This is a genomic window from Ammoniphilus sp. CFH 90114 (assembly GCF_004123195.1).
Lineage (GTDB): Bacteria > Bacillota > Bacilli > Aneurinibacillales > RAOX-1 > YIM-78166.
Window position 1 is genome coordinate 528,563 of the sequence record NZ_SDLI01000001.1, and the last position, 21,696, is coordinate 550,258.

The 21,696-nt window shown below is 42.3% G+C and carries 23 protein-coding genes; all 23 read left to right on the forward strand.

Going from position 1 to position 21,696, the window contains the following annotated elements; all coding sequences use genetic code 11:
- Positions 1–118: 118 nt before the first annotated feature.
- The 23 genes from rimP (at position 119) to EIZ39_RS02890 (ending at position 21,658) form a co-directional block, all read left to right on the forward strand.
- Positions 119–577, forward strand: a complete 459-nt coding sequence (gene rimP / locus EIZ39_RS02780) for a ribosome maturation factor RimP (RefSeq protein ID WP_129197192.1) — start codon at positions 119–121, stop codon at positions 575–577.
- A gap of 105 nt (positions 578–682) precedes the next feature.
- Positions 683–1,792 (forward strand): transcription termination factor NusA, encoded by a 1,110-nt coding sequence (gene nusA, locus EIZ39_RS02785; protein ID WP_129197194.1) that lies wholly within the window; start codon positions 683–685, stop codon positions 1,790–1,792.
- Positions 1,793–1,805: 13 nt separating this feature from the next.
- Complete coding sequence (gene rnpM, locus EIZ39_RS02790) at positions 1,806–2,087, forward strand: RNase P modulator RnpM (protein ID WP_129197196.1); 282 nt, start codon at positions 1,806–1,808, stop codon at positions 2,085–2,087.
- On the forward strand, positions 2,077–2,397 hold the full coding sequence (locus tag EIZ39_RS02795) for a YlxQ family RNA-binding protein (protein ID WP_129197198.1): 321 nt from the start codon (positions 2,077–2,079) through the stop codon (positions 2,395–2,397). Before rnpM ends, EIZ39_RS02795 begins: the two co-directional genes overlap by 11 nt.
- Positions 2,394–4,850 carry a translation initiation factor IF-2 gene (gene infB, locus EIZ39_RS02800; protein ID WP_129197200.1) on the forward strand — a complete coding sequence of 819 codons (2,457 nt, stop codon included), beginning with the start codon at positions 2,394–2,396 and terminating at the stop codon, positions 4,848–4,850. The genes EIZ39_RS02795 and infB overlap by 4 nt, the downstream gene beginning before the upstream one ends.
- A 94-nt stretch (positions 4,851–4,944) precedes the next feature.
- Positions 4,945–5,310: a 30S ribosome-binding factor RbfA gene (gene rbfA, locus EIZ39_RS02805; RefSeq protein WP_129197202.1), complete on the forward strand. Its 366-nt coding sequence runs from the start codon at positions 4,945–4,947 to the stop codon at positions 5,308–5,310.
- On the forward strand, positions 5,300–6,283 hold the full coding sequence (locus EIZ39_RS02810; RefSeq protein WP_129197204.1) for a DHH family phosphoesterase: 984 nt from the start codon (positions 5,300–5,302) through the stop codon (positions 6,281–6,283). Before rbfA ends, EIZ39_RS02810 begins: the two co-directional genes overlap by 11 nt.
- Complete coding sequence (gene truB, locus EIZ39_RS02815) at positions 6,283–7,203, forward strand: tRNA pseudouridine(55) synthase TruB (RefSeq protein ID WP_129197206.1); 921 nt, start codon at positions 6,283–6,285, stop codon at positions 7,201–7,203. Before EIZ39_RS02810 ends, truB begins: the two co-directional genes overlap by 1 nt.
- Positions 7,204–7,208: 5 nt before the next feature.
- Entirely contained in the window at positions 7,209–8,141 is a 933-nt protein-coding gene (locus EIZ39_RS02820; protein ID WP_129197208.1) for a bifunctional riboflavin kinase/FAD synthetase, read from the forward strand.
- 224 nt (positions 8,142–8,365) lie between these two features.
- A complete protein-coding gene (locus EIZ39_RS02825) occupies positions 8,366–8,599 on the forward strand; it encodes a hypothetical protein (RefSeq protein WP_129197210.1) in 234 nt (77 codons plus the stop codon).
- Positions 8,600–8,602: 3 nt separating this feature from the next.
- The gene (locus tag EIZ39_RS02830; RefSeq protein WP_129197212.1) at positions 8,603–8,824 is read left to right on the forward strand and encodes a hypothetical protein; all 222 of its coding nucleotides are present in this window, start codon (positions 8,603–8,605) and stop codon (positions 8,822–8,824) included.
- A 75-nt stretch (positions 8,825–8,899) separates the two neighbouring features.
- The gene (gene rpsO / locus EIZ39_RS02835) at positions 8,900–9,169 is read left to right on the forward strand and encodes a 30S ribosomal protein S15 (protein ID WP_129197213.1); all 270 of its coding nucleotides are present in this window, start codon (positions 8,900–8,902) and stop codon (positions 9,167–9,169) included.
- Between the two features lie 166 nt (positions 9,170–9,335).
- Positions 9,336–11,438 (forward strand): polyribonucleotide nucleotidyltransferase, encoded by a 2,103-nt coding sequence (gene pnp, locus EIZ39_RS02840; protein ID WP_129197215.1) that lies wholly within the window; start codon positions 9,336–9,338, stop codon positions 11,436–11,438.
- A gap of 149 nt (positions 11,439–11,587) precedes the next feature.
- A complete protein-coding gene (locus EIZ39_RS02845; protein WP_164984858.1) occupies positions 11,588–12,565 on the forward strand; it encodes a polysaccharide deacetylase family protein in 978 nt (325 codons plus the stop codon).
- Between the two features lie 104 nt (positions 12,566–12,669).
- Positions 12,670–13,926, forward strand: a complete 1,257-nt coding sequence (locus EIZ39_RS02850; RefSeq protein ID WP_129197219.1) for a M16 family metallopeptidase — start codon at positions 12,670–12,672, stop codon at positions 13,924–13,926.
- Positions 13,927–13,930: 4 nt separating this feature from the next.
- The gene (gene dut / locus EIZ39_RS02855; RefSeq protein WP_129197221.1) at positions 13,931–14,404 is read left to right on the forward strand and encodes a dUTP diphosphatase; all 474 of its coding nucleotides are present in this window, start codon (positions 13,931–13,933) and stop codon (positions 14,402–14,404) included.
- Positions 14,405–14,522: 118 nt separating this feature from the next.
- Entirely contained in the window at positions 14,523–14,777 is a 255-nt protein-coding gene (locus EIZ39_RS02860) for a YlmC/YmxH family sporulation protein (protein ID WP_129197223.1), read from the forward strand.
- Between the two features lie 186 nt (positions 14,778–14,963).
- The gene (gene dpsA / locus EIZ39_RS02865) at positions 14,964–15,863 is read left to right on the forward strand and encodes a dipicolinate synthase subunit DpsA (protein ID WP_129197225.1); all 900 of its coding nucleotides are present in this window, start codon (positions 14,964–14,966) and stop codon (positions 15,861–15,863) included.
- Positions 15,860–16,459, forward strand: a complete 600-nt coding sequence (locus tag EIZ39_RS02870; RefSeq protein ID WP_129197227.1) for a dipicolinate synthase subunit B — start codon at positions 15,860–15,862, stop codon at positions 16,457–16,459. The genes dpsA and EIZ39_RS02870 overlap by 4 nt, the downstream gene beginning before the upstream one ends.
- A gap of 36 nt (positions 16,460–16,495) precedes the next feature.
- Positions 16,496–17,539: an aspartate-semialdehyde dehydrogenase gene (locus EIZ39_RS02875; protein ID WP_129197229.1), complete on the forward strand. Its 1,044-nt coding sequence runs from the start codon at positions 16,496–16,498 to the stop codon at positions 17,537–17,539.
- A 65-nt stretch (positions 17,540–17,604) separates the two neighbouring features.
- The gene (dapG, locus tag EIZ39_RS02880; RefSeq protein ID WP_129197231.1) at positions 17,605–18,831 is read left to right on the forward strand and encodes an aspartate kinase; all 1,227 of its coding nucleotides are present in this window, start codon (positions 17,605–17,607) and stop codon (positions 18,829–18,831) included.
- Between the two features lie 21 nt (positions 18,832–18,852).
- Positions 18,853–19,719 (forward strand): 4-hydroxy-tetrahydrodipicolinate synthase, encoded by an 867-nt coding sequence (dapA, locus tag EIZ39_RS02885; RefSeq protein WP_129197233.1) that lies wholly within the window; start codon positions 18,853–18,855, stop codon positions 19,717–19,719.
- A 343-nt stretch (positions 19,720–20,062) separates the two neighbouring features.
- Positions 20,063–21,658 carry a ribonuclease J gene (locus tag EIZ39_RS02890; protein WP_483296012.1) on the forward strand — a complete coding sequence of 532 codons (1,596 nt, stop codon included), beginning with the start codon at positions 20,063–20,065 and terminating at the stop codon, positions 21,656–21,658.
- Positions 21,659–21,696: the final 38 nt, after the last annotated feature.

Sequence of the window (21,696 nt, forward strand, 5' to 3'; positions counted from 1 at the left end):
GCAGTTGGTAAGGGAGATAAATAACCGGAGAGAATCCAAGTCGTTAACCGGAAGTTTTCTGTTAATTGGTGTTAGATTCTCCAGACAATACTTTAGCTTACATAAAGGAGGAAATTTGATGGGTAAGAATGTAACTGCAGTTGTTGAAGAACTCGTGACACCCATCCTTACAGACATGAGCATCGAGCTCGTTGATATAGAATACGTAAAAGAGGGAAACAACTGGTTCTTACGTGTATATATCGATAAAGAAGGCGGTATAGACATTGAGGACTGTGGAGCTGTCAGCGAAAAGCTGAGTAAGCGACTAGATGAAGTAGACCCCATCCCAGATGCCTATTTTCTCGAAGTATCCTCACCAGGCATAGAACGCCCACTCAGGAAAGAGAAGGATTTTCATTGGTCTATTGGAAAACGAGTCCACTTGAAGACGAAGGAACCGATAGAGGATCTTAAAGTTTTTGAGGGTACCTTGAGTCAGTTTACGGAAGGGATGATTATCATCCAAGAAGAAAACAAGTCGTACGTTATCCCAATGGATAAAGTAGAGAGTGCTCGTTTGGCTGTAGTATTTTAGTTCATACATATACAAGGTCTGTTCTAAAGGACAAGTATAGCTGGTAAACGAAAAGAGAATATTCGACGTAGTGCACCAGCTGATATATGAAGGAGGAATAAATCGGTGAACCCGGATTTTATTGAAGCTTTAAATGACCTAGAAAAAGAAAAAGGAATAAATAAGGAAATATTGATTGAAGCAATCGAGGCTGCTTTAATATCAGGATATAAGAGAAATTTCAATTCTGCTCAGAATGTCCGTGTAGATATCAATCGTGATACAGGGACGGTTAAGGTATTTGCCCGAAAGAATGTGGTTGAGGAAGTGTTAGATCCTCGTTTAGAGATCTCTCTTGAGGCTGCCCAAGAAATTGACCCGAATTTTACATTTGACGATATTGTTGAAATTGAGGTCACCCCTCGCGACTTTGGTAGAATTGCTGCCCAAACAGCAAAGCAAGTAGTTACCCAAAGAATAAGGGAAGCTGAACGTGGAATTATTTTCAGTGAGTTTATTGATCGTGAAGATGATATCATTACGGGTATCGTTCAACGACAAGATCCTAGAAATTATTACATTGACTTGGGGAAAGTGGAAGCTATCATGCCAGTCAATGAAAAAATGCCCGGTGAGAACTTCCAGCAAGGTGACCGGATTAAAGCTTACATCACGAAAGTAGAGAAGACGACGAAAGGTCCCCAGATCTTTGTGTCAAGAACACATCCAGGTCTGCTAAAACGATTATTTGAATTAGAGGTGCCAGAAATTTTTGATGGTGTGGTTGAGCTAAAGTCGGTAGCGCGTGAAGCGGGAGACCGTTCTAAAATTGCTGTTCACTCTATAGATCCTAATGTGGACCCAGTAGGTGCATGTGTAGGACCTAAGGGAGCACGCGTGCAAACTATCGTTAATGAATTGCGTGGAGAAAAGATTGATATTGTGAAATGGTCGGAGGACCCAACGGTATATGTTGCCAATGCACTGAGTCCTTCTAAGGTTCTCTCTGTAGATGTAGCTGAAGATGAGAAAATGACAAGAGTCATTGTTCCGGACTACCAGTTATCATTGGCTATTGGGAAGCGGGGTCAGAATGCTCGATTAGCGGCTAAATTAACCGGATGGAAGATCGATATTAAGAGCGAAACTCAGGCTAAGAAAGATGGCTATGAGGTTCCTGAAGGCTCTTATGATATACTAGAAGATGAGGCTGCCGAAGATCGTGTGAACGAGTAAAGGGGGGATTCTGATGAAGCCAAAGAAGATTCCTATGCGTAAGTGCGTAGCTTGCCAAGAGATGACCCCAAAGAAAGAATTGATTCGTGTAGTTCGCAATCCGGAAGGACAAGTAAGTCTAGATTTAACTGGTAAAGCTTCCGGAAGAGGCGCATATATATGCAAGAAACAAGAATGCTTTTCCCTAGCTAGAAAACGTAAATCGTTGGATCGTTCTTTAGAAGTTGCTATTCCAGACGAAGTATACGAGCGGCTTGAAATGGAATTGATGGGGCTGAGTACCCGTGAGCCATAAAGTTGAACAATTTCTAGGTCTTGCGCAAAGAGCGGGAAAGTTAATCACAGGGGAAGAACTCGTTGTGAAGGCGATAAGGGCAAAACAGGTTCATCTTGTGATTCTCTCAGGTGATGCGTCAGATAATACTCTAAAGAAAGTAACGGATAAGTGTCGAACATATGACATCCCTTTACGTTTGTTTGCTGACAGATATCGTCTTGGGCACTACATTGGTAAGGAACAAAGGGTTGTCATCGGTGTAAAAGATTATGGGTTTGCCCGTGAACTGCTGAAGCATATGGACCAAGTTGAAGGGGGTAACGTATGAATAAAATTAGAGTCTATGAATACGCAAAACAAATAAACATGTCAAGTAAGGAGCTCATAAATGTCCTTAAGAAGGTGGATGTGGAAGTCGCCAACCACATGAGTACATTAGAAACTGAGGCGATAACCAGAGTGGAAAATCATCTAAAGGGACTCAAGAATAAAACGGACCAACCTTCAGGATCTCCTTCGGTAGAGAATCGGAATCAGGACAATAGAACAAGTCAACGCCAACCCGGTGGCTCTGGTCACCAAGGAGGGCAGACTAACAGACCACAATCTACAAGGCAAGACGAGAGATCTCAGAATCGAGGCCCAGGGCGTGATCAACGACCGAACCAGCGACCAGCCGCGGCTGGTCAAGGGAAACCGGGTCCACAGGGTCAACAAAGAGGAACAAATGAACAACAGAGAAGACCGTCTAATCAACAGGCGGCAAACAACAAGCCATTTCATGGTGAGAAGGAAAAGAGAGGGAATTTGGTGGAGAAGAAAAATAATAACAATAATAATAACAATAATGTGAAACCGAAAGTCGGTACCCCTACAACGGATGAAAATTACGCATCTCGTGGAAAGACAAAGGTAAAGTCAAAAGGGAATCCTAAGCGTTTTGATGATAATAAAAATTCAGTGGATTTCAGTAATAAGTTAAAGAACAAGAAGATGGGACAGCCAGAGCAAAGAGCTCCAAAACCACTTCCAGAAAAGCTTGTGTTTACTGAGGGAATGACAGTTGGGGAGTTAGCTAAGAAGTTAAATCGTGAATCTTCCGAGATCATTAAGAAGCTTCTTTTCCTTGGTGTCATGGCTAACATTAATCAAGAATTAGATGGGGATACGATTACTCTGATTGCCACAGAATATGGAGTCGAAGTAGAAGAGAAAATCCTAATCAATGAGTTAGAGTTCGAAACCATCGAGGAAATTGATGATCCTGCTCAATTGACTGAACGTCCAGCTGTGGTTACGATTATGGGTCACGTAGACCATGGAAAGACGACACTCCTTGATGCTATCCGTGAAACAAAGGTAGTAACAACAGAGGCCGGAGGAATTACACAGCATATCGGCGCTTATCAAGTAGAAGTTAATGATAAGAAAATCACTTTCCTTGATACACCTGGTCACGCAGCTTTCACATCCATGCGTGCACGTGGAGCAAAGGTGACGGATTTAACCATCCTAGTAGTAGCAGCAGATGATGGTGTTATGCCACAGACTGTGGAAGCTATTAATCATGCTAAGGCAGCTAATGTTCCTATTATCGTAGCGGTTAACAAAATGGATAAACCATCTGCGAATCCTGATCGTGTCATGCAAGAGCTCACTGAACATGGTTTAGTCTCTGAAGCATGGGGCGGCGAGACGATTTTCGTTAACCTCTCTGCACTTAAGAGAGAAGGATTAGATGAACTGTTAGAAATGATCCTACTTGTAGCAGAAGTTCAAGAATTTAAGGCAAACCCTGATAAAAGAGCAAGAGGAACCGTTATTGAGGCAGAACTAGATCGAGGCAGAGGACCTGTTGCAACGGTATTAGTGCAACATGGAACATTGAAAATTGGTGATCCATTAGTTGTAGGTAGCGCCTTTGGTCGTGTGCGCGCGATGGTTAATGATAAGGGTCGCCGAATAAAAGAAGCTGGTCCTAGTACACCAGTCGAGATCACGGGTCTTAATGATGTACCACAAGCCGGGGATCAATTTATGGTTTTCGAAGACGAAAAGAAAGCTCGTTCCATCGGAGAGAAAAGAGCTTCTAAGCGTCGCGAAAATGAGTTAAAGGCATCTGCAAGAGTCTCTCTTGATGACCTGTTCAACCAAATCAAGGAAGGCGACGTAAAAGAGGTTGGCGTGATCATCAAAGCCGATGTTCAGGGTTCAGCTGAAGCTCTTAAAGGCTCATTAGAAAAAATTAATGTTGAAGGTGCGAGAGTACGTATCATTCATACAGGGGTTGGGGCCATTACAGAATCCGATGTTGTGCTAGCAGATGCGTCTAATGCCATTATTATTGGCTTTAATGTACGACCTGATGCAAACGCAAAGTCTGTGGCTGAATCTCAAAAGGTGGATATCAGGTTGCACCGTATTATCTACAAGGTAATGGAAGAGATTGAAGCAGCAATGAAAGGAATGCTTGATCCAAGCTTTGAAGAAAAGACTATCGGTCAAGCAGAAGTACGCCAGGTATTTAAAGTGTCTAAGGTAGGTAATATTGCTGGATGTATGGTTACTGATGGGAAGATTACAAGAGATTCCGGCGTTCGTGTCATTCGTGATGGCATTGTTATTTTTGAAGGTAAGATCGATGCCTTGAAGCGTTTTAAAGACGATGCGAAAGAGGTTGCTAGAGGCTACGAGTGTGGAATCACGATTGAAAAGTATAATGATATTAAAGAAGGAGACATCATTGAGGCCTTCATTATGGAAGAAGTTCCTGCTTCCTAAGATCTGTTAGGATAAACCCGTGATGTTAATCCAAAATAATTAAGCATAGTTTACGCCGCCGGGTTCACTCGGCGGCTCATTAATACTCGAGGTGATGGCCGTGAGTAAAGTTCGTGTTAGCCGTATTGGTGAACAGATGAAGAAAGAATTGAGTCAGATTATACAACGTGAAATAAAAGACCCTCGCATCGGGTTCGTTACCGTGACTGGTGTGGAAGTGGCAGGAGATCTACAATTAGCTAAGGTGTTTATTAGTGTTATGGGTAATGATGAACAAAGGGAAAATTCTTTAGGGGCTTTGAATAAAGCTAAGGGATTTATACGTAGTGAATTGGGGAAACGAATCCAACTTCGACACACCCCTGACTTGCAATTCAAGGTGGATGAATCCATTACCTATGGCAGCCGTATTGAGACTATATTAAGAGATATTAAGAAGGATACGGATCATGACATATAAAAAAGACCTAGAAGCAACCGGTCGTTTCCTAATGGAAAACGACCACTTTCTTGTTGTAAATCACGTTAACCCAGATGGTGATGCTACGGGATCCCTTCTTGCCATGGGTCATATTCTTCAAGCGCTAGGAAAAACGTTTATTCTTGCTAACGAGGGGCCAACCCCAGAGAAGTTCTTATTCATCCCTCTCAGTGAAAAGATTATAAACTTGTCTGAGGTGGAGCTGGATCAGATTTTTGATAGAGCAATTGCTTTAGACTGTGGAGATTTTCCACGAATAGGAGAAGCAGCACGGCTTTTATCGGAAGATGTGCAATTGCTTAATATTGATCATCATCCAACGAATGACTTATTCGGTCAAGTTAATCTTGTGCGGACAGATGCGTGCGCTACTGCAGAGATTCTCTACGATTTAGTAAAAGAAATGGGATTACCTTTACATACTAGTCTAGCTACAGCTCTCTATATGGGACTTTTGACTGACACAGGTGGATTTAGATACTCCAACACAACAGCTGAAGTTATGCATAAAGCCGCAGACCTCTTGAATCAAGGGGTTTCGCCTTCTGACGTTGCTGAGCGATGCTTAGAAACGATTACAGCTTCCTATTTGAAGCTATTACGGGAAGTCTTACCTACCCTAAACATGGATTTCAATGATGAAGCTGCATTTTTAACCATTTCTTTAGAAGCCATGGAAGCAAGTCAGGCTAATCGGGAAGACATGGAAGGGCTTGTGAATTACGCCAGAAATATTGAAGGTGTAGAAGTTGGAATTCTTTTCAAACAGGTGGACGTGGAAACCGTAAAGGTCAGCCTTCGTTCAAAAAAACATATCGATGTCTCTGCCATTGCTAAAGCACTGGGCGGCGGCGGTCATGCAAAAGCAGCTGGGTGCACCGTTAAAGGCAATCTCGATGAAGTGACCCAGATTGTAAAGAACAGATTAGAACAGGCATGGGGTAACCAATAATGGATAAGATAGGCATTATTCCATTACTCAAACCACCAGGTATGACTTCCCATGACTGTGTAGGTAAACTCCGCAGAATATTGAAAATGAAAAAAATAGGTCATACGGGTACCCTAGATCCATCTGTAATTGGAGTGCTTCCCATATGTATTGGACATGCAACAAGGGTAGTTGAGTATATTCAGGATCTTCCTAAGGAGTATGTAGGAACCGTTTCTCTTGGACGTTCTACGACCACGGAGGATGCGGACGGAGAAACGGTTGAAGAGAGAAGTGTTACGACCCCTCTCTCGGAAGTGGAAGTTAAAGAGGTACTAAAAAGCTTCCTTGGGACTATTGATCAGGTTCCTCCTATGTATTCGGCTATTAAAGTGAATGGAAGAAGATTGCATGAATTAGCGCGTGAAGGTAAAGAAATTGAGCGGAAGGCGAGATCTGTCCAGATCTACGAGCTTCATGTTCTCTCGATGGATCTTAATCCACCATACCCAGAGATTACGATCCATGTAAAATGCTCAAAGGGAACATATATTAGAACACTATGCGTAGATATTGGGAAGAAGTTAAAGTATCCTGCTCATATGAAAAATTTGCAGCGTGTTGCAAGCGGTCCCTTCCGCCTAAAGGACTGCGTTACTTTTGAGCAGATCCAAGAGGCAGTAGAGGATGGAACCATTGATTCTATCATTAAGCCGTTAGATTGGGCTCTGTTGCATTATCCTGAAGTGAGGGTGAATCTCGGGCAAGTCCCGGATATTTATAATGGTAAAAAAATTAGACTAGAAATGGACTTCACTGAGGGTCAACTCATTCGGGTTTACTCAATGGAAGGAACGTTTTTAGCCTTATATAAAGCTGTATACTTGGAAGGGGAAGCTTGGGGTAAACCGGAAAAAGTGTTTCGATTGGAAGGGGAATAAAAAACATGATCATACAGCACTTGCAGTATCCCTTAGAAGCCCTCGAGTATCATCCTAGTGTGCTGGCGATTGGATATTTTGACGGCGTTCATCAAGGGCATCGAAGAGTTATTCAGAAGGCAATGGATGTGGCAAAAGAAAAAGGATTAAGTTCTGCTGTCATGACGTTTCACCCTCATCCAAGGGAAATACTTGGGCAAAGCGGTTATACTCATTATTTAACACCTTTAGAGGAAAAGCTTAACCTATTAGAGAAGATGGGGATTGAGCTCGCTTATGTCGTTGATTTTGACATTCCGTTTTCCTCAGTATATCCCCAGGATTTTATTAATGAATTTCTTATTCCGCTGCAAGCTAGGCATATCGTGGTTGGGTTTGATTATACATTTGGATATAGAGGGAAAGGAACGGCCTTTACTCTGCAAGAGTATAGCCATAATCGGTATGGGCTGGATGTTGTGTCTCCCATCACACGTTACGGAGAAAAGATAAGTAGCACCATTATTCGCGAGTATCTTTATGGTGGTAAGATCCAGGAAGCTACTGAATTTCTAGGTAGGCCATACAGTATAAAAGGCATTGTTATTCATGGTGAAAAACGCGGAAGGCAAATTGGGTTTCCAACTGCTAATATTGGGCTAGAGGATCCTTATTTAATTCCACGAACAGGCGTATATGCGGTAAGGATCTATTTTGAAGAGAAGATCCTGTATGGCGTAATGAATATAGGCATTAAACCCACCTTTGAACAGGAAAAAAAGGAGAAGAGCCTAGAAGTATATATTTTTGATTTTAGTGAAAATATGTATGATATGGATATACGGGTAGATTTTCTCTTTTTTATTCGCGAAGAACAGAAGTTTGCTGGTGTGGAGCAGCTTGTAAATCAAATCAGGCAAGATGTTAGCCATGCAAAAAGCCGAATCTTTGGTACTTAAATGCGCTACTTAGAGATTGAAGAGTTATATTGCATGCAAGACCAGCATAATCTTTGTAATAACTGAAATAGACATTTACTCGTCCAAGAATTTATGCTATACTAACTCGTGGTAATTTCTTATTAGCTAAACGAGCTAGTAGACTTCCTCCTACTACACTTTCACTTGGATTTGATCTCACGGAGAAGATTAAAGTTTCGGTACTGTGAAGAAGGGAGAGGTTCATGATGAAATTGCCGAAGGCCGATGATACAGATCGGCAATTAAGTAAACTTTGCCAAGAAGTGGCCAATATATGTTGCAGTGATGAATTTAAGAGACTGCACAAGGAAATGTTTAAGATCTACCGAAAAAACGGATTAACTGATGCCCATAGGGTTGCATTCCAAGATTCATTGTTTACAATGTATCTTGAGCAGCTCCATTCTGAGGCAAGGGAAGAAATTCCCTACCTTTAGGCTATGCATGTGATTATTACTTCACATGTGAAGCAGCGGATTCGTCAACATCGACAAGTGGGAATATCAGTACCTGATATTATCCATCAAGCGAGATCAATACCTGGTACCGTGCCTGTAGCTACTCGTTTTCGAGGTTTTATGGCAAGCAGTGGAAGGGTTTTTGATATGGTGGTGAAGGACATTTCACAAGGAAGATTGGTAATCACGATTATTGGCAAGTAACCTTTGGCTTGGATGACCGACATCACCGACGGTGTATCTCGGCTAATGGGGATTATGATGAAGGAGGTGAAAAGGATGGCATTAACACAAGAACGCAAGCAACAGTTGATCGAAGAATACCGCGTACACGAATCCGATACAGGATCTCCAGAAGTACAGGTAGCTATCCTTACGGAGAAGATTAACTACTTAAACGGACATTTGCGCGAGCACAAGAAAGATCATCATTCTCGCCGTGGTCTTCTTAAGATGGTAGGACAACGTCGTAATTTGTTGACTTACTTGAAGAATTCCGATGTAACTCGTTACCGTGATCTTATCAATAAGTTAGGCTTACGTCGTTAGAGAATAAGCGGGGGCATTCCCCGCTTTTTCTGTTGTCTAGGATAATGTAAAATTATAGAAAAATACTCAAGGGTATCCATCTTTAATTTTTCATTTATAGGAAATAATAGTATAATGACGAAAGATCCAGTTTAAAATGACTATGGAGAAGGGAGGCCTACATATTATGGAGATTTTTTCTTATGATTTAGGTGGTAGGAAGCTTACAGTCGAATACGGAAAAATGGCTAAGCAATCGAATGCGGCTGTATTAGTACGCTATGGAGACACTGCTGTTTTATCCACGGTGACGGCGTCCAGTCAACCATCCACTCTTGATTTTTTTCCCTTAACCGTGAACTACGAAGAACGCTTATATGCGGTAGGAAAAATTCCTGGAGGATTTATAAAAAGGGAAGGAAGACCAAGTGAAAAGGCTATTTTAGCCAGCAGGCTGATTGACCGTCCTATTCGTCCGCTATTTCCAGATGGGTTCCGTAACGAAGTTCAAGTTGTAAACATTGTTATGTCAGTTGACCAAGATTGTTCCTCAGAAATCGCAGCGATGATTGGTACATCTATAGCCTTAAGTATATCTGATGTACCGTTTAACGGGCCGATTGGAGGAGCAGTTGTAGGAAGGATTAATGGAGAGTTCATCCTGAACCCTACGGTTGAGCAACAAAATCAAAGTGATATTCACCTTGTAGTCGCAGGGACGAAAGATGCCATTAATATGGTGGAAGCTGGAGCTCAAGAGGTTCCTGAAGAAGTGATGTTAGAAGCTATCATGTTTGGTCATGACCATATTCGTTCTGTTGTAACGTTTATCGAGGATATCCAATCGAAGGTCGGAAAGCCAAAAATGGAAGTTATTCTTCATGCTGTTGATACAGAAATCGACCAAGCGGTTAGAGAGTATGCACAAGAGCGGCTTGTGGAGGCAGTTCGTATAGAAGAAAAACAAGCAAGGCAAGATGCAATAGACGCAATCAAAGAGGAAACGCTAGAGCACTTTGCTGAGATCTTTCCGGAAGGTTCTAAGAGTATATCAGAAGTGTTGTACACCATTGTTAAGGATGAAGTACGACGTTTAATTACTCATGATAAGGTTAGACCGGATGGACGAGCTATTGATGAGATTCGTCCGATTACAGGTGAAGTGAACTTGTTGTCTCGGACACATGGCTCAGGGTTATTTACGCGTGGACAGACTCAAGCACTGAGTATTTGTACACTAGGAGCACTTGGTGACGTTCAAATCTTGGATGGTCTTGGAATCGAAGAGAGCAAGAGATTCATGCATCATTACAACTTCCCTCCATTTAGTGTAGGTGAAGCACGTCCGCTTCGACCTCCTGGGAGACGTGAAATTGGCCATGGAGCTCTAGGGGAACGCGCGTTGGAGCCTGTTATCCCAACTGAGGAAGAATTTCCTTATACGATTCGATTAGTCTCTGAAGTTCTTGAATCAAACGGATCTACATCCCAAGCTAGTATCTGCGCCAGCACACTAGCCATGATGGATGCTGGAGTACCCATCAAGGCACCGGTTGCAGGGATTGCCATGGGTTTGGTTAAGTCAGGAGACTATGTCACAGTTCTTTCTGATATTCAAGGGATGGAAGATCATCTAGGAGATATGGATTTTAAAGTGGCAGGGACAAGCAATGGAGTTACAGCCCTCCAAATGGATATTAAGATTGATGGTATCGATCGAGCTATACTTGAACAAGCACTTACACAGGCTCGTGTTGGACGCCTACACATTCTCGACCGTATGTTAGAAGCCATCTCCCAACCAAGACAGAGCTTGTCACAATTCGCTCCTAAGATACTAACTATGAAGATTCATCCCGATAAGATCCGTGACGTTATCGGACCAGGTGGTAAGATCATCAATAAGATCATTGAAGAGACCGGTGTCAAGATTGACATCGAACAAGATGGACGCATTTTTATTGCCTCTGTTGATGAAGCCATGAACCAGCGGGCAAAGCAGATTATTGAAGATTTAGTGCGTGAGGTTGCAGTAGGTCAGACGTACTTAGGGACAGTAAAACGAGTCGAAAAGTTCGGGGCTTTCGTTGAAGTGTTCGCAGGTAAGGAAGGTTTGGTGCATATCTCTCAATTGGCTGAAGAAAGAGTGGCTAAGGTAGAGGATGTTGTTTCAGTAGGAGATCAGATCATGGTCAAAGTTATTGAAATCGACAATCAAGGAAGGGTTAACCTTTCACGCAAAGTGCTTCTCAAGGAAGCAAAAGAACAACAAGAAAATCCAACAACCTAGTACAAGGGAAAATATCGGTTTGTTTTAGAAATCGATATTTCCCGAACTAGATATCTTAGTCACATAATGGCATGAAGTTAAGAATATAATACACCATTTCAACATAACTTGTACCATTGGAGAAACGGAATTCAATGGAGGTGGGTGTTATGAAATGGTCAAAAGCACAGGTGCAGCTCTTATTAAGCGGGCTTTTTCTAGTGCTTTTTTTGTTTGCGTTGCAATCGCAGGCAATCGATAGATATGTTTCCTCGGTGAAAGGCATCCCTGTCAATGGCCAGAACAGGGAGGAATGGATGGGGAAGTTACAAGAACTCAAGGCCAAGCATGAAATTGCTCCAATTGACGCGCGAATTGATCCAGTTTGGAAGGCCATTCCAGGATACAACGGTATAACTCTCAATATAGAGAAGTCCTTAGACAAGTTAGAGGATGCTGGTCGATTTGATCATTCACTCGTAGTGTTCGAGGAAGTTGAGCCAAAAGTAAAACTAGCGGACTTAAACCCCTCTCCCATTTATAGAGGGAACCCGGATAAGCCTGTAGTTTCTTTCATGATTAATGTAGCTTGGGGCAACGAATATTTACCCGAAATTTTGAGGACATTAGAAAAATATAATGTAAAATCTACCTTCTTCCTGGATGGTTCTTGGGTAAGCAAGTTTCCAGAGGAAGCCAGAAAGATTAAACAAGCAGGTCATGAGATTGGCAATCATGCCTTTTCTCATCCAGACATGAAAACCATTTCACTCAATAGAATCCGCTTGGAGATTTCAAAGACCAACGAGGTTATTCAAAAGGAACTAGATGTCAAACCAACGTTGTTTGCACCACCTTCTGGATCTTTTGATGAACGCACCGTACAAATGGCTGCACAAGATGGAATGTATACCATACTATGGACATTAGATACAGTAGATTGGCGTAAACCGGCACCATCCGAAATTATCCAAAGACTTACTCCGAAATTAGACAATGGCGGCTTGATTCTCATGCATCCTACAGAATCTTCCATGAAAGCCTTACCTGCATTATTAGAATCAGCTCAGTCTAAAGGACTTAAAGTAGGTACAGTGAGCGAACTAATCTCCTCCGGACGTGTGTATCCTATTGAGGTGAAAAGGTAATTTTGCTATAGTAGATATACTGACTGTCAAGGGGCAGATCTTACCAAGGTAATGACCAGCAATAGAGGACCCCACTGTTTGGGGACGACAAGGAGGCTTCACTCGTGATCGAAAAATACACCCTAGATAATGGGGTACGTGTGATAATTGAAAAAATCCCAACCGTGCGCTCTGTCGCTCTGGGGATTTGGGTTGGAACCGGCTCCCGGAACGAAGAGCCAACGAACAATGGAATTTCCCATTTTATTGAACATATGCTCTTTAAGGGAACGAAGTCCAGATCAGCGAAAGAGATAGCCGAGTCCTTTGACCAAATAGGCGGTCATGTTAACGCCTTTACTTCTAAAGAATACACGTGCTATTATGCCAGAGTATTGGATGATCATGCTCCAATGGCGCTTGATATACTTTCGGATATGTTCTTTAATTCTGTTTTTGACGAGGAAGAGATTAAGAAAGAACGTAAAGTTGTTATTGAAGAGATTAAAATGTACGATGATACACCCGATGATCTTGTTCATGATCTGATCTCTAAGGCCAGTTTTCCTCATCACTCCCTGGGGTACAGCATACTAGGAACTGAGGATGTACTAAATCAGCTTAATCAGGACAAAATCCTTTCTTATATTAATCAACGTTATACACCATCGAATGTGGTTATAACCGTTGCCGGAAATGTAACGGACGGACTATTAATGTCCATTAAAGAACAATTCTCTGCATTCCAGCGTGGAACAGAGGATAACAGCAGGACAATCCCACAGTTTCATGCGGGAATCAAGTTGAAGAAAAAGGATACCGAACAAGCACATCTATGCTTAGCTTTTCCAGGGCTTGAGGTAGGAAATAAGGATATCTACGCACTTATACTAATGAATAATATTCTTGGCGGCAGCATGAGTTCAAGGCTGTTCCAGGAAGTTCGTGAAGAGCGTGGCTTAGCTTACTCTGTGTTCTCTTATCATTCTTCCTTCCAAGATAATGGAATGTTTACGGTATATGCGGGCACAGCTCCGAATCAGCTAGAAGAGGTCTACTCTGTGGTTGTTAATACCCTGCAATCCTTGAAGGCCGATGGAATGACAAAGGAAGAGTTGAAAAAAGGAAAAGAACAGCTCAAAGGTAGTCTAATGTTAAGCTTAGAGAGCACGAATAGCCGAATGAGTCGTCTGGGTAAGAATGAGTTGCTTCTCGGGAAGCATTTGAATCTCGATGAGATCCTTCAAAGAGTAGACAATGTTTCGCTCGGTCATGTAAAGGAAACTATTGATAAAATATTTAATCAACCTATGTCGATTGCGTTAGTTAGTCCTTTCGAGGAATTACCAGCGTCTTTTAATCAGGAACATCTACTAAGATAACGTCATGAAGGGAGGGGAGCTTTTGCAACCTTCTATAGTCACCATACAAATTATGAAGACACCAGGGAATGAGGATATAAGCCTTCCTTCTAAAATGTCAGAATTTGCAGCCGGCTTTGACCTTTATGCTGCAACTAAGGATTCGGTAGCTATTGCCCCGGGTCAACGTGCACTAATCCCTGCCGGTTTTTCTTTGGCTCTACCAGTCAATATGGAGGCTCAGATTAGACCAAGGAGCGGGCTCGCATTGAAGCATGGGATCACCTGTCTGAACTCTCCGGGGACCATCGATGCTGACTACCGTGGAGAAATCGGGGTTATTTTAATTAACCATGGAGAGGATGTATTTAGCATCTCTCGAGGAGATCGGATCGCACAAATGGTCATTCAATACGTTCCATCTGTTGAATGGGAGATCGTTCAGGAACTTCCATCAAGTAATAGAGGTGCTGGTGGATTCGGCCACACTGGAGTTTAATAGTAAAATCTGTAGCTAGTACTTTTGCTTTTAGAGCAGAAGTACTTTTTTTTTTGCTAAGAGCATATCCTTCCACTGCAGGGATCATGAATTCTAAGATGAAAGGAATGGGAAAAGGATGAGATATAGCGAATTTAGTGGGAAAGAAATCATTGATCTCGACAACGGAGAGCGAATGGGAATGCTTGGACATTCCGATTTAGTCATTCATACTGAATCTGGACAAATCGATTCTATTATCCTTCCTGGTACCTCTTTCTTAGGGTGGGGAAAAAAGAAAAATGATTGTGTCATCCCGTGGAATGCCATTCGTAAGATTGGACCAGATATGATTATTGTTGAACTGAGAGAAAGAGGAAGGGCGAAATATTAAATAAATTGTTAAAGTAATTCTATATAAGGATAGTAGCTGAATGGGTGTAACGCTTCCGTGGGCGCTCACATACGATGAGGGTAGAACGCAACGAATTCCGGCAAACGGCTTTGAAAAAATCAATTCGTTTATACTTTTAATGTCAACTTTATTGTAGTAAACTGTTTGAAAGGGGTTATCAGCTTTATGCTCACAGGGATTCACGCTACCTTCATCGGAGGAGATGCTCGCCAACTTGAAGTAATTAAGAAGTTTATCGAGCTGGACGCATCGGTAACCCTCATTGGATTTGATAATCTAGAAAGTAATTTTATTGGAGCCACGAAAAAGGAACTTTCCTTGGACGTACTGCAGGAAACGGATGCTTTAATTCTTCCTATCGTAGGTACAGATGACGAAGGGGTGGTAGAGAGCATCTTCTGTTCAAAGCCGGTTCAATTAACTGACAAACACTTCGAGGTCATGAATAAAAATATGGTCATTTATACAGGTATGGCTAAGCCATTCCTTAGAGACCATAGCCAAGCTTATCAATTGCAACTCGTTGAGATTCTTGATCGGGACGATGTAGCCATATATAACTCCATCCCTACTGTAGAGGGAGCGTTAATGATGGCGATTCAGAATACAGACATCACGATCCATGGGTCTACCTGCATTGTATTGGGCCTTGGAAGGGTAGGAATATCAATGGCAAGGGCTCTGCACGCTTTAGGGGCCCATGTCCGAGTGGGCGCGAGGAAGCCTGAACATCTAGCAAGAATTTACGAAATGGGCTTATCTCCGTTTGAGTTAGATGATCTTGCGGAACAGGTAGACGATGTGGATATTGTCTATAATACGATCCCCAAAATGGTAGTCACTCCGCAAATTATTGCTCGTATGCCCCACCATACCCTTATCATAGATCTCGCTTCTAAGCCTGGTGGAGTAGACTTTCGATATGCTGAAAAAAGAGGAATTAAGGCCTTGTTAGCACCTGGTTTGCCTGGAATTGTTGCGCCGAAGACAGCAGGCCAGATTATTGCTAAGACTCTGTCTAGGCTGGTTTCTGAACAAATGGCAGATCGGGAGGGATCATCATGAAATTAGCAGGAAAAACAATTGGTTTTGGAGTAACGGGCTCTCATTGTACCTTAGAGGAGATAATGCCTCAAATTAAGCGATTAGTTGATGAGGGAGCGAATGTAATTCCCATCATTACACATACGGTGGCAACGACGGATACGTATTTTGGGAATGCCGTGGACTGGAAAAAGCAGTTAGAAGATATCACCGGCAACAAAATTATTTCAACAATTGTGGATGCTGAGCCGCTAGGGCCGAAAAGACCTCTAGATGTCATGGTTATTGCACCGATGACAGGCGGATCAACAAGTAAATTTGCTAATGCTTTAACAGACAGCCCTGTACTAATGGCTGCCAAGGCAACCATGCGTAACCATAGACCGGTGGTATTAGCTATTTCTACAAACGATGGTCTAGGACTAAACATGGCAAACATTGCTAAATTAATGGCTGCGAAGGATATCTATTTTGTTCCATTTGGGCAAGACGCTCCTGAGAAAAAGCCAAAATCATTAGTGGCAAGGATGGAATTAATTAAGGAAACTTGTGAGATGGCTCTTGAGGGCAAGCAGCTGCAGCCAGTGATTGTTGAAAAATTTAAATATATGCACTAGTATATACAATAACCATAGGATAAGGGAGAGAATACAATGGCAAATGCAAAAACTTTTAATGTAGCAGTAGTCGGAGCAACGGGAGCAGTAGGTACACAGATTTTACGTTTGTTGGAAGAACGTAATTTCCCAATTAGTCAGTTGAAGTGTCTCTCCTCTGCAAGATCTGCAGGAGCAACTTTAACCTTTAAGGGACAGGAAATAATCGTAGAAGAAGCTACTCCAGAAAGCTTTGAAGGAATTGATTTTGCCTTGTTCAGCGCTGGAGGAAGCGTAAGTAAAGCCTTAGCACAAGAGGCTGTACAACGCGGGGCTGTAGTTATTGATAATACGAATGCGTTCAGAATGACTCCAGAAGTTCCGCTTGTTGTGCCAGAAGTAAATATGGAAAAAGCGTTCGAACATCAAGGAATCATAGCTAACCCTAATTGCTCTACGATCCAGATGGTGGCAGCTCTTCAGCCGATTAAAGAAAAGTATGGTATTGACCGCATTATTGTTTCCACCTACCAAGCGGTATCAGGTGCTGGTAATCGTGCAATCGGGGATCTTGTAAGCCAGACTCAAGCGGTGTTGGAAGGAAAAGAGGCTAATGGAGAAATCTTACCTGTTGGCTCCTTGCCAAAGAAACATCAAATGGCTTTTAACGTTATCCCTCAAATTGATGTCTTCCAAGAAAATGGCTTTACTCTAGAAGAAATGAAAATGATTAATGAAACAAAAAAGATCTTTGGTGATGAAAACGTAAAGGTTGCTGCAACTTGCGTTCGTGTTCCTGTCTTAAACGGACATTCCGAATCTGTTTATGTTGAAACCAAAGAGGATTTCAACTTAGATGAGATCAAGGAATTATTAGCTCATGCTCCTGGAGTCACGCTAATCGACGACCCTGCTGAACAGGCATACCCGTTAGCTACTGATTCAACTGGGAAACTTGAAGTATTCGTAGGACGTTTAAGAAAAGACGTATCTGAGCCTCGTGGTCTTCATATGTGGATTGTAAGTGACAACCTACTCAAGGGGGCTGCATGGAACGCAGTCCAAATTGCAGAACAAATGGCAGCTAAATTTGAAAATTAACATAATGGATGTCCCTTTGGTTAGGTCTCAATTAAGCAATGATCTACAAGGGAGCAATGTGAAGAATGAAAATATTAGTTCAGAAATTCGGAGGTTCTTCCCTATCTTCACCTGAAGATAGGGAAGAAGCTATTAATCATATTTGTTTAGCATTGGATGAAGGGTATTCAGTTTGCGTTGTCGTTTCAGCTATGGGACGTAAGGGTCAACCCTACGCAACGGATACCCTGATCGAATTGATTCGTTCGAACGGTTCTACCTTGCAGAAGAGGGATTGGGACTTACTTCTTCATTGTGGAGAAGTAATCTCCGCCACAACTCTAGCTAGTATGCTTAATAGCAGAGACATATCTGCAACTGTTTTAACCGGTGGGCAAGCAGGGATTATTACAGACAATGAGTTTGGTAATGCCCAGATTCAAAAAATGGATGGAACGAGAATTAAAAAAGAATTATCGAACCATCGTGTTGTCATCGTGACAGGATTTCAAGGAAGAACAGAAGATTGGGAGGTCACGACTCTAGGGAGAGGTGGGAGCGATACGACAGCCACAGCCTTAGGAGTTGCTTTAAGGGCAGAATGCGTGGATATATTTACAGATGTGAGCGGGGTTATGACAGCCGATCCTCGCATTGTAGAGGACGCTCAACAATTAAATGCAGTGACTTATACGGAAATAGCGAACATGGCTTACCAGGGGGCAAAAGTTATTCACCCAAGAGCTGTAGAGATGGCAATGCAAGGGAATATTCCAATTCGTGTTCGCTCTACATTTAGTAGTGATGCAGGAACTCTGGTAGCTAACCGTTCCGAACTTCAAAAGAGATCCGATCAAACAGTGGAAAGAACCATTACGGGTATTGCTCACATTTCCAATATTACGCAGATAAAAGTGTTAGCAAGGGACGGACAGTACGATTTACAGTTAAGTGTATTTAAGGCAATGGCTGAACATGGAATAAGCGTTGACTTCATAAACGTAAACCCTATTGGAGTAGCCTATACTGTGAGGGATGAAGTTGCAGAGAAAGCAGTAAGAATTCTTCAGGAAATGGGCAATGATCCAATACCGACTCCGCATTGTGCCAAGGTTTCCATTATTGGCGCTGGTATGGCAGGAGTTCCCGGCGTAATGGCCAAAATAGCCGAAGCCTTAAATCAAGAAGATATTCAGATATTACAATGTGCAGACTCCCATACGACCATATGGGTATTGGTGAAGGAAGAGGATATGATAAAAGCGGTCCGGGCCCTTCATCGCAAATTCGATTTGCATAAACTTGCACACTAGACTTGAAGGGAGAGCCCCATCGTGACAGATTTCGGACGTTTATTGACAGCAATGGTCACACCTTTTAATGAAGACCTTGAGGTGGACTTTGAGAAAACAACACAATTAGTTAACCATCTTATCCAAACCGGGACGGATACCATTGTAGTTGGTGGTACCACAGGGGAATCGCCTACCCTGAGTAAAGAAGAAAAAGTAGCTTTGTTTAAACATGTTGCTCAGCAAGCCAAAGGAAAAGCAAAAGTAATTGCCGGGACGGGAAGCAATAGTACCCAGGCTTCTATTGAATTAACTCGTAAAGCGGAAGAAGCGGGTGTAGACGGAATTATGCTAGTGGTTCCGTATTATAACAAGCCTTCTCAAGAAGGATTATACCAACATTTCAAGGCTATTGCGGAATCAACAACCTTGCCGGTTATGCTCTATAACATTCCAGGCCGCTCTGCTATTAATATGCAGGTAGAAACAATTCTCCGTCTTGCTCAAATTTCTAACATAACTTCTGTTAAAGAGGCTAGTGGTGATCTCACTCCGGTAGCAGTTCTCGTAGATAAAGCGCCTGTTGGCTTTAAAGTGTATACAGGTGACGACAAGCTTACTCTCCCTACCTTAAGTGTTGGAGGCCATGGTGTAGTGAGCGTGGCAAGCCACGTGATTGGTCAGCAAATGAAGAGTTTGATTGAGACCTATGTTAAGGGAGATGTACAGACAGCTGCATCCCTTCATCGGAAATACTTACCGGTTTTTGAAGGGTTATTTATCACATCTAATCCTGTTCCGGTAAAGTATGCCTTAAATAAGAAGGGAATCGAAGTCGGGTCTGTAAGACTTCCACTTGTCCCTGCAAATGAGCATGAAGCAAAGTTTATAGATAACTTATTTGAATAAGCAGCCCTCTGTGGCTGCTCTTTTTGTCTTCGTTATAATCCATTCATGAGATGGTTAAATTAAGCTTACTATCCATCTGTTCAAGGGCTGACACGGTTTTGAATGCATTCGGAATATCTATCCTTCATTTGATCATTCATGTATAATAGGTTCAAATGACTCGTCCGGTGTTATTGTACCTATGAAGGCTAGCATCCTCAATATGAGGTGTACTTATATGGAAATCTTCATACGCTAAAACTGAATATAGGAGTCAAGGCTAGGAGGTATACAGTTGGTGAAACAAGGCAACAAGATATTGTCTATCTTTGCGTTGGGCGGCGTTGGCGAGATAGGCAAGAATATGTATGTTGTACAGTATGATGATGAGCTCGTTGTCATTGATGCAGGATTGAAGTTCCCTGATGAAGATATGCTTGGGATTGATATGGTTATTCCAGACATTACGTATTTGCAAGAGAATCGGGATAAAGTGAAAGGGATATTTCTTACTCATGGTCATGAAGATCATATTGGTGGACTTTCCTACGTATTGAGACATTTGAATGTTCCTGTCTATGGAAGTAAGCTTACACTTGGTCTAATACAAGTTAAGTTAAAAGAAGCCGGCTTATTGAGAGATGCTTCCTTGAATATAGTAGACGATCAAAGCATCGTTGGAGTTGGCAAATTAAAGGTAAGCTTCTTTAGGACTACGCATAGTATTCCAGATTCCCTAGGGGTTTGTGTAGATACACCAGAAGGGAAGGTAGTACATACAGGGGATTTCAAGTTCGACCAAACCCCAGTAGACAATCAAATGGCAGACTTAGTTGCTATGAGTAGAATTGGTCAAGAGGGAGTAGCCGTTTTACTTTCGGATAGTACTAACTCAGATAAACCTGGTTTTACGGGATCGGAACGACGTGTTGGACAAGCTATTGATCGTGTTTTTCGCCAAGCGAAGGGACGGGTTGTTGTTGCAACATTTGCTTCCAATATTCATCGTATCCAGCAGGTTATTGATGCTGCCGCTCATTATGGTCGTAAGGTTGCTGTTATAGGTAGAAGTATGCAGAATGTCATGCAAATTGCCATCGATCTTGATTATTTGCACGTTCCTGAGGGCATTATTATCGAGATTGATGAGATCCATCGTTTTACAGCAGACCAACTTGCTATTCTTTCCACCGGTAGTCAAGGGGAGCCGATGTCTGCTTTAACTCGTATGGCACGGTCTTCACACCGGAAGGTAGATATTCTACCTGGAGATACTGTAATTATTGCTGCGACGCCTATACCTGGTAATGAGCGACATGTAGGGCGGATTGTAGATCAGCTCTATCGAATTGGGGCAGATGTCTATTATGGGTCAGATGTCCATGTATCTGGTCATGGGAGCCAAGAAGAGCTGAAATTGATGCTTAATCTCTTTAAGCCGAAATATTTTATTCCTATTCACGGAGAGTTTCGAATGATGCGTGCACACGCGAAGCTCGCCCATGAGGTTGGAATACCCCCGGAGAATGTTTTCCTACTAGATAATGGGGACACAGTTGAGGTATCCGAGGGAACGGCACGCTTAGGTTCTAAGGTCCATTCAGGTCAGGTCCTTATAGATGGTTTAGGTGTAGGAGATGTAGGAAATATCGTGTTGCGCGATAGAAAACTCCTATCACAGGATGGTATCCTCGTTGTTGTTGTAACCCTTTGTAAACAAACCGGAGCTATCCTTTCAGGTCCGGATATTATATCGCGTGGCTTTGTTTATGTTCGTGAATCTGAGGAACTACTTGATGAAGCGAATCAGTTAGTTAGTCAGATTTTAAAGAAATGTATGGAAGAAAAGGTGAATGAATGGTCTACTTTAAAGAATAGTGTAAGAGATGGTCTGGGACGTTTTCTTTATGAGAAAACAAAGAGAAGGCCTATGATTTTACCCATTATAATGGAAGCTTAGATCTTAGCTAGAGCGAAGGCCCAAGCCCGTACAACCTT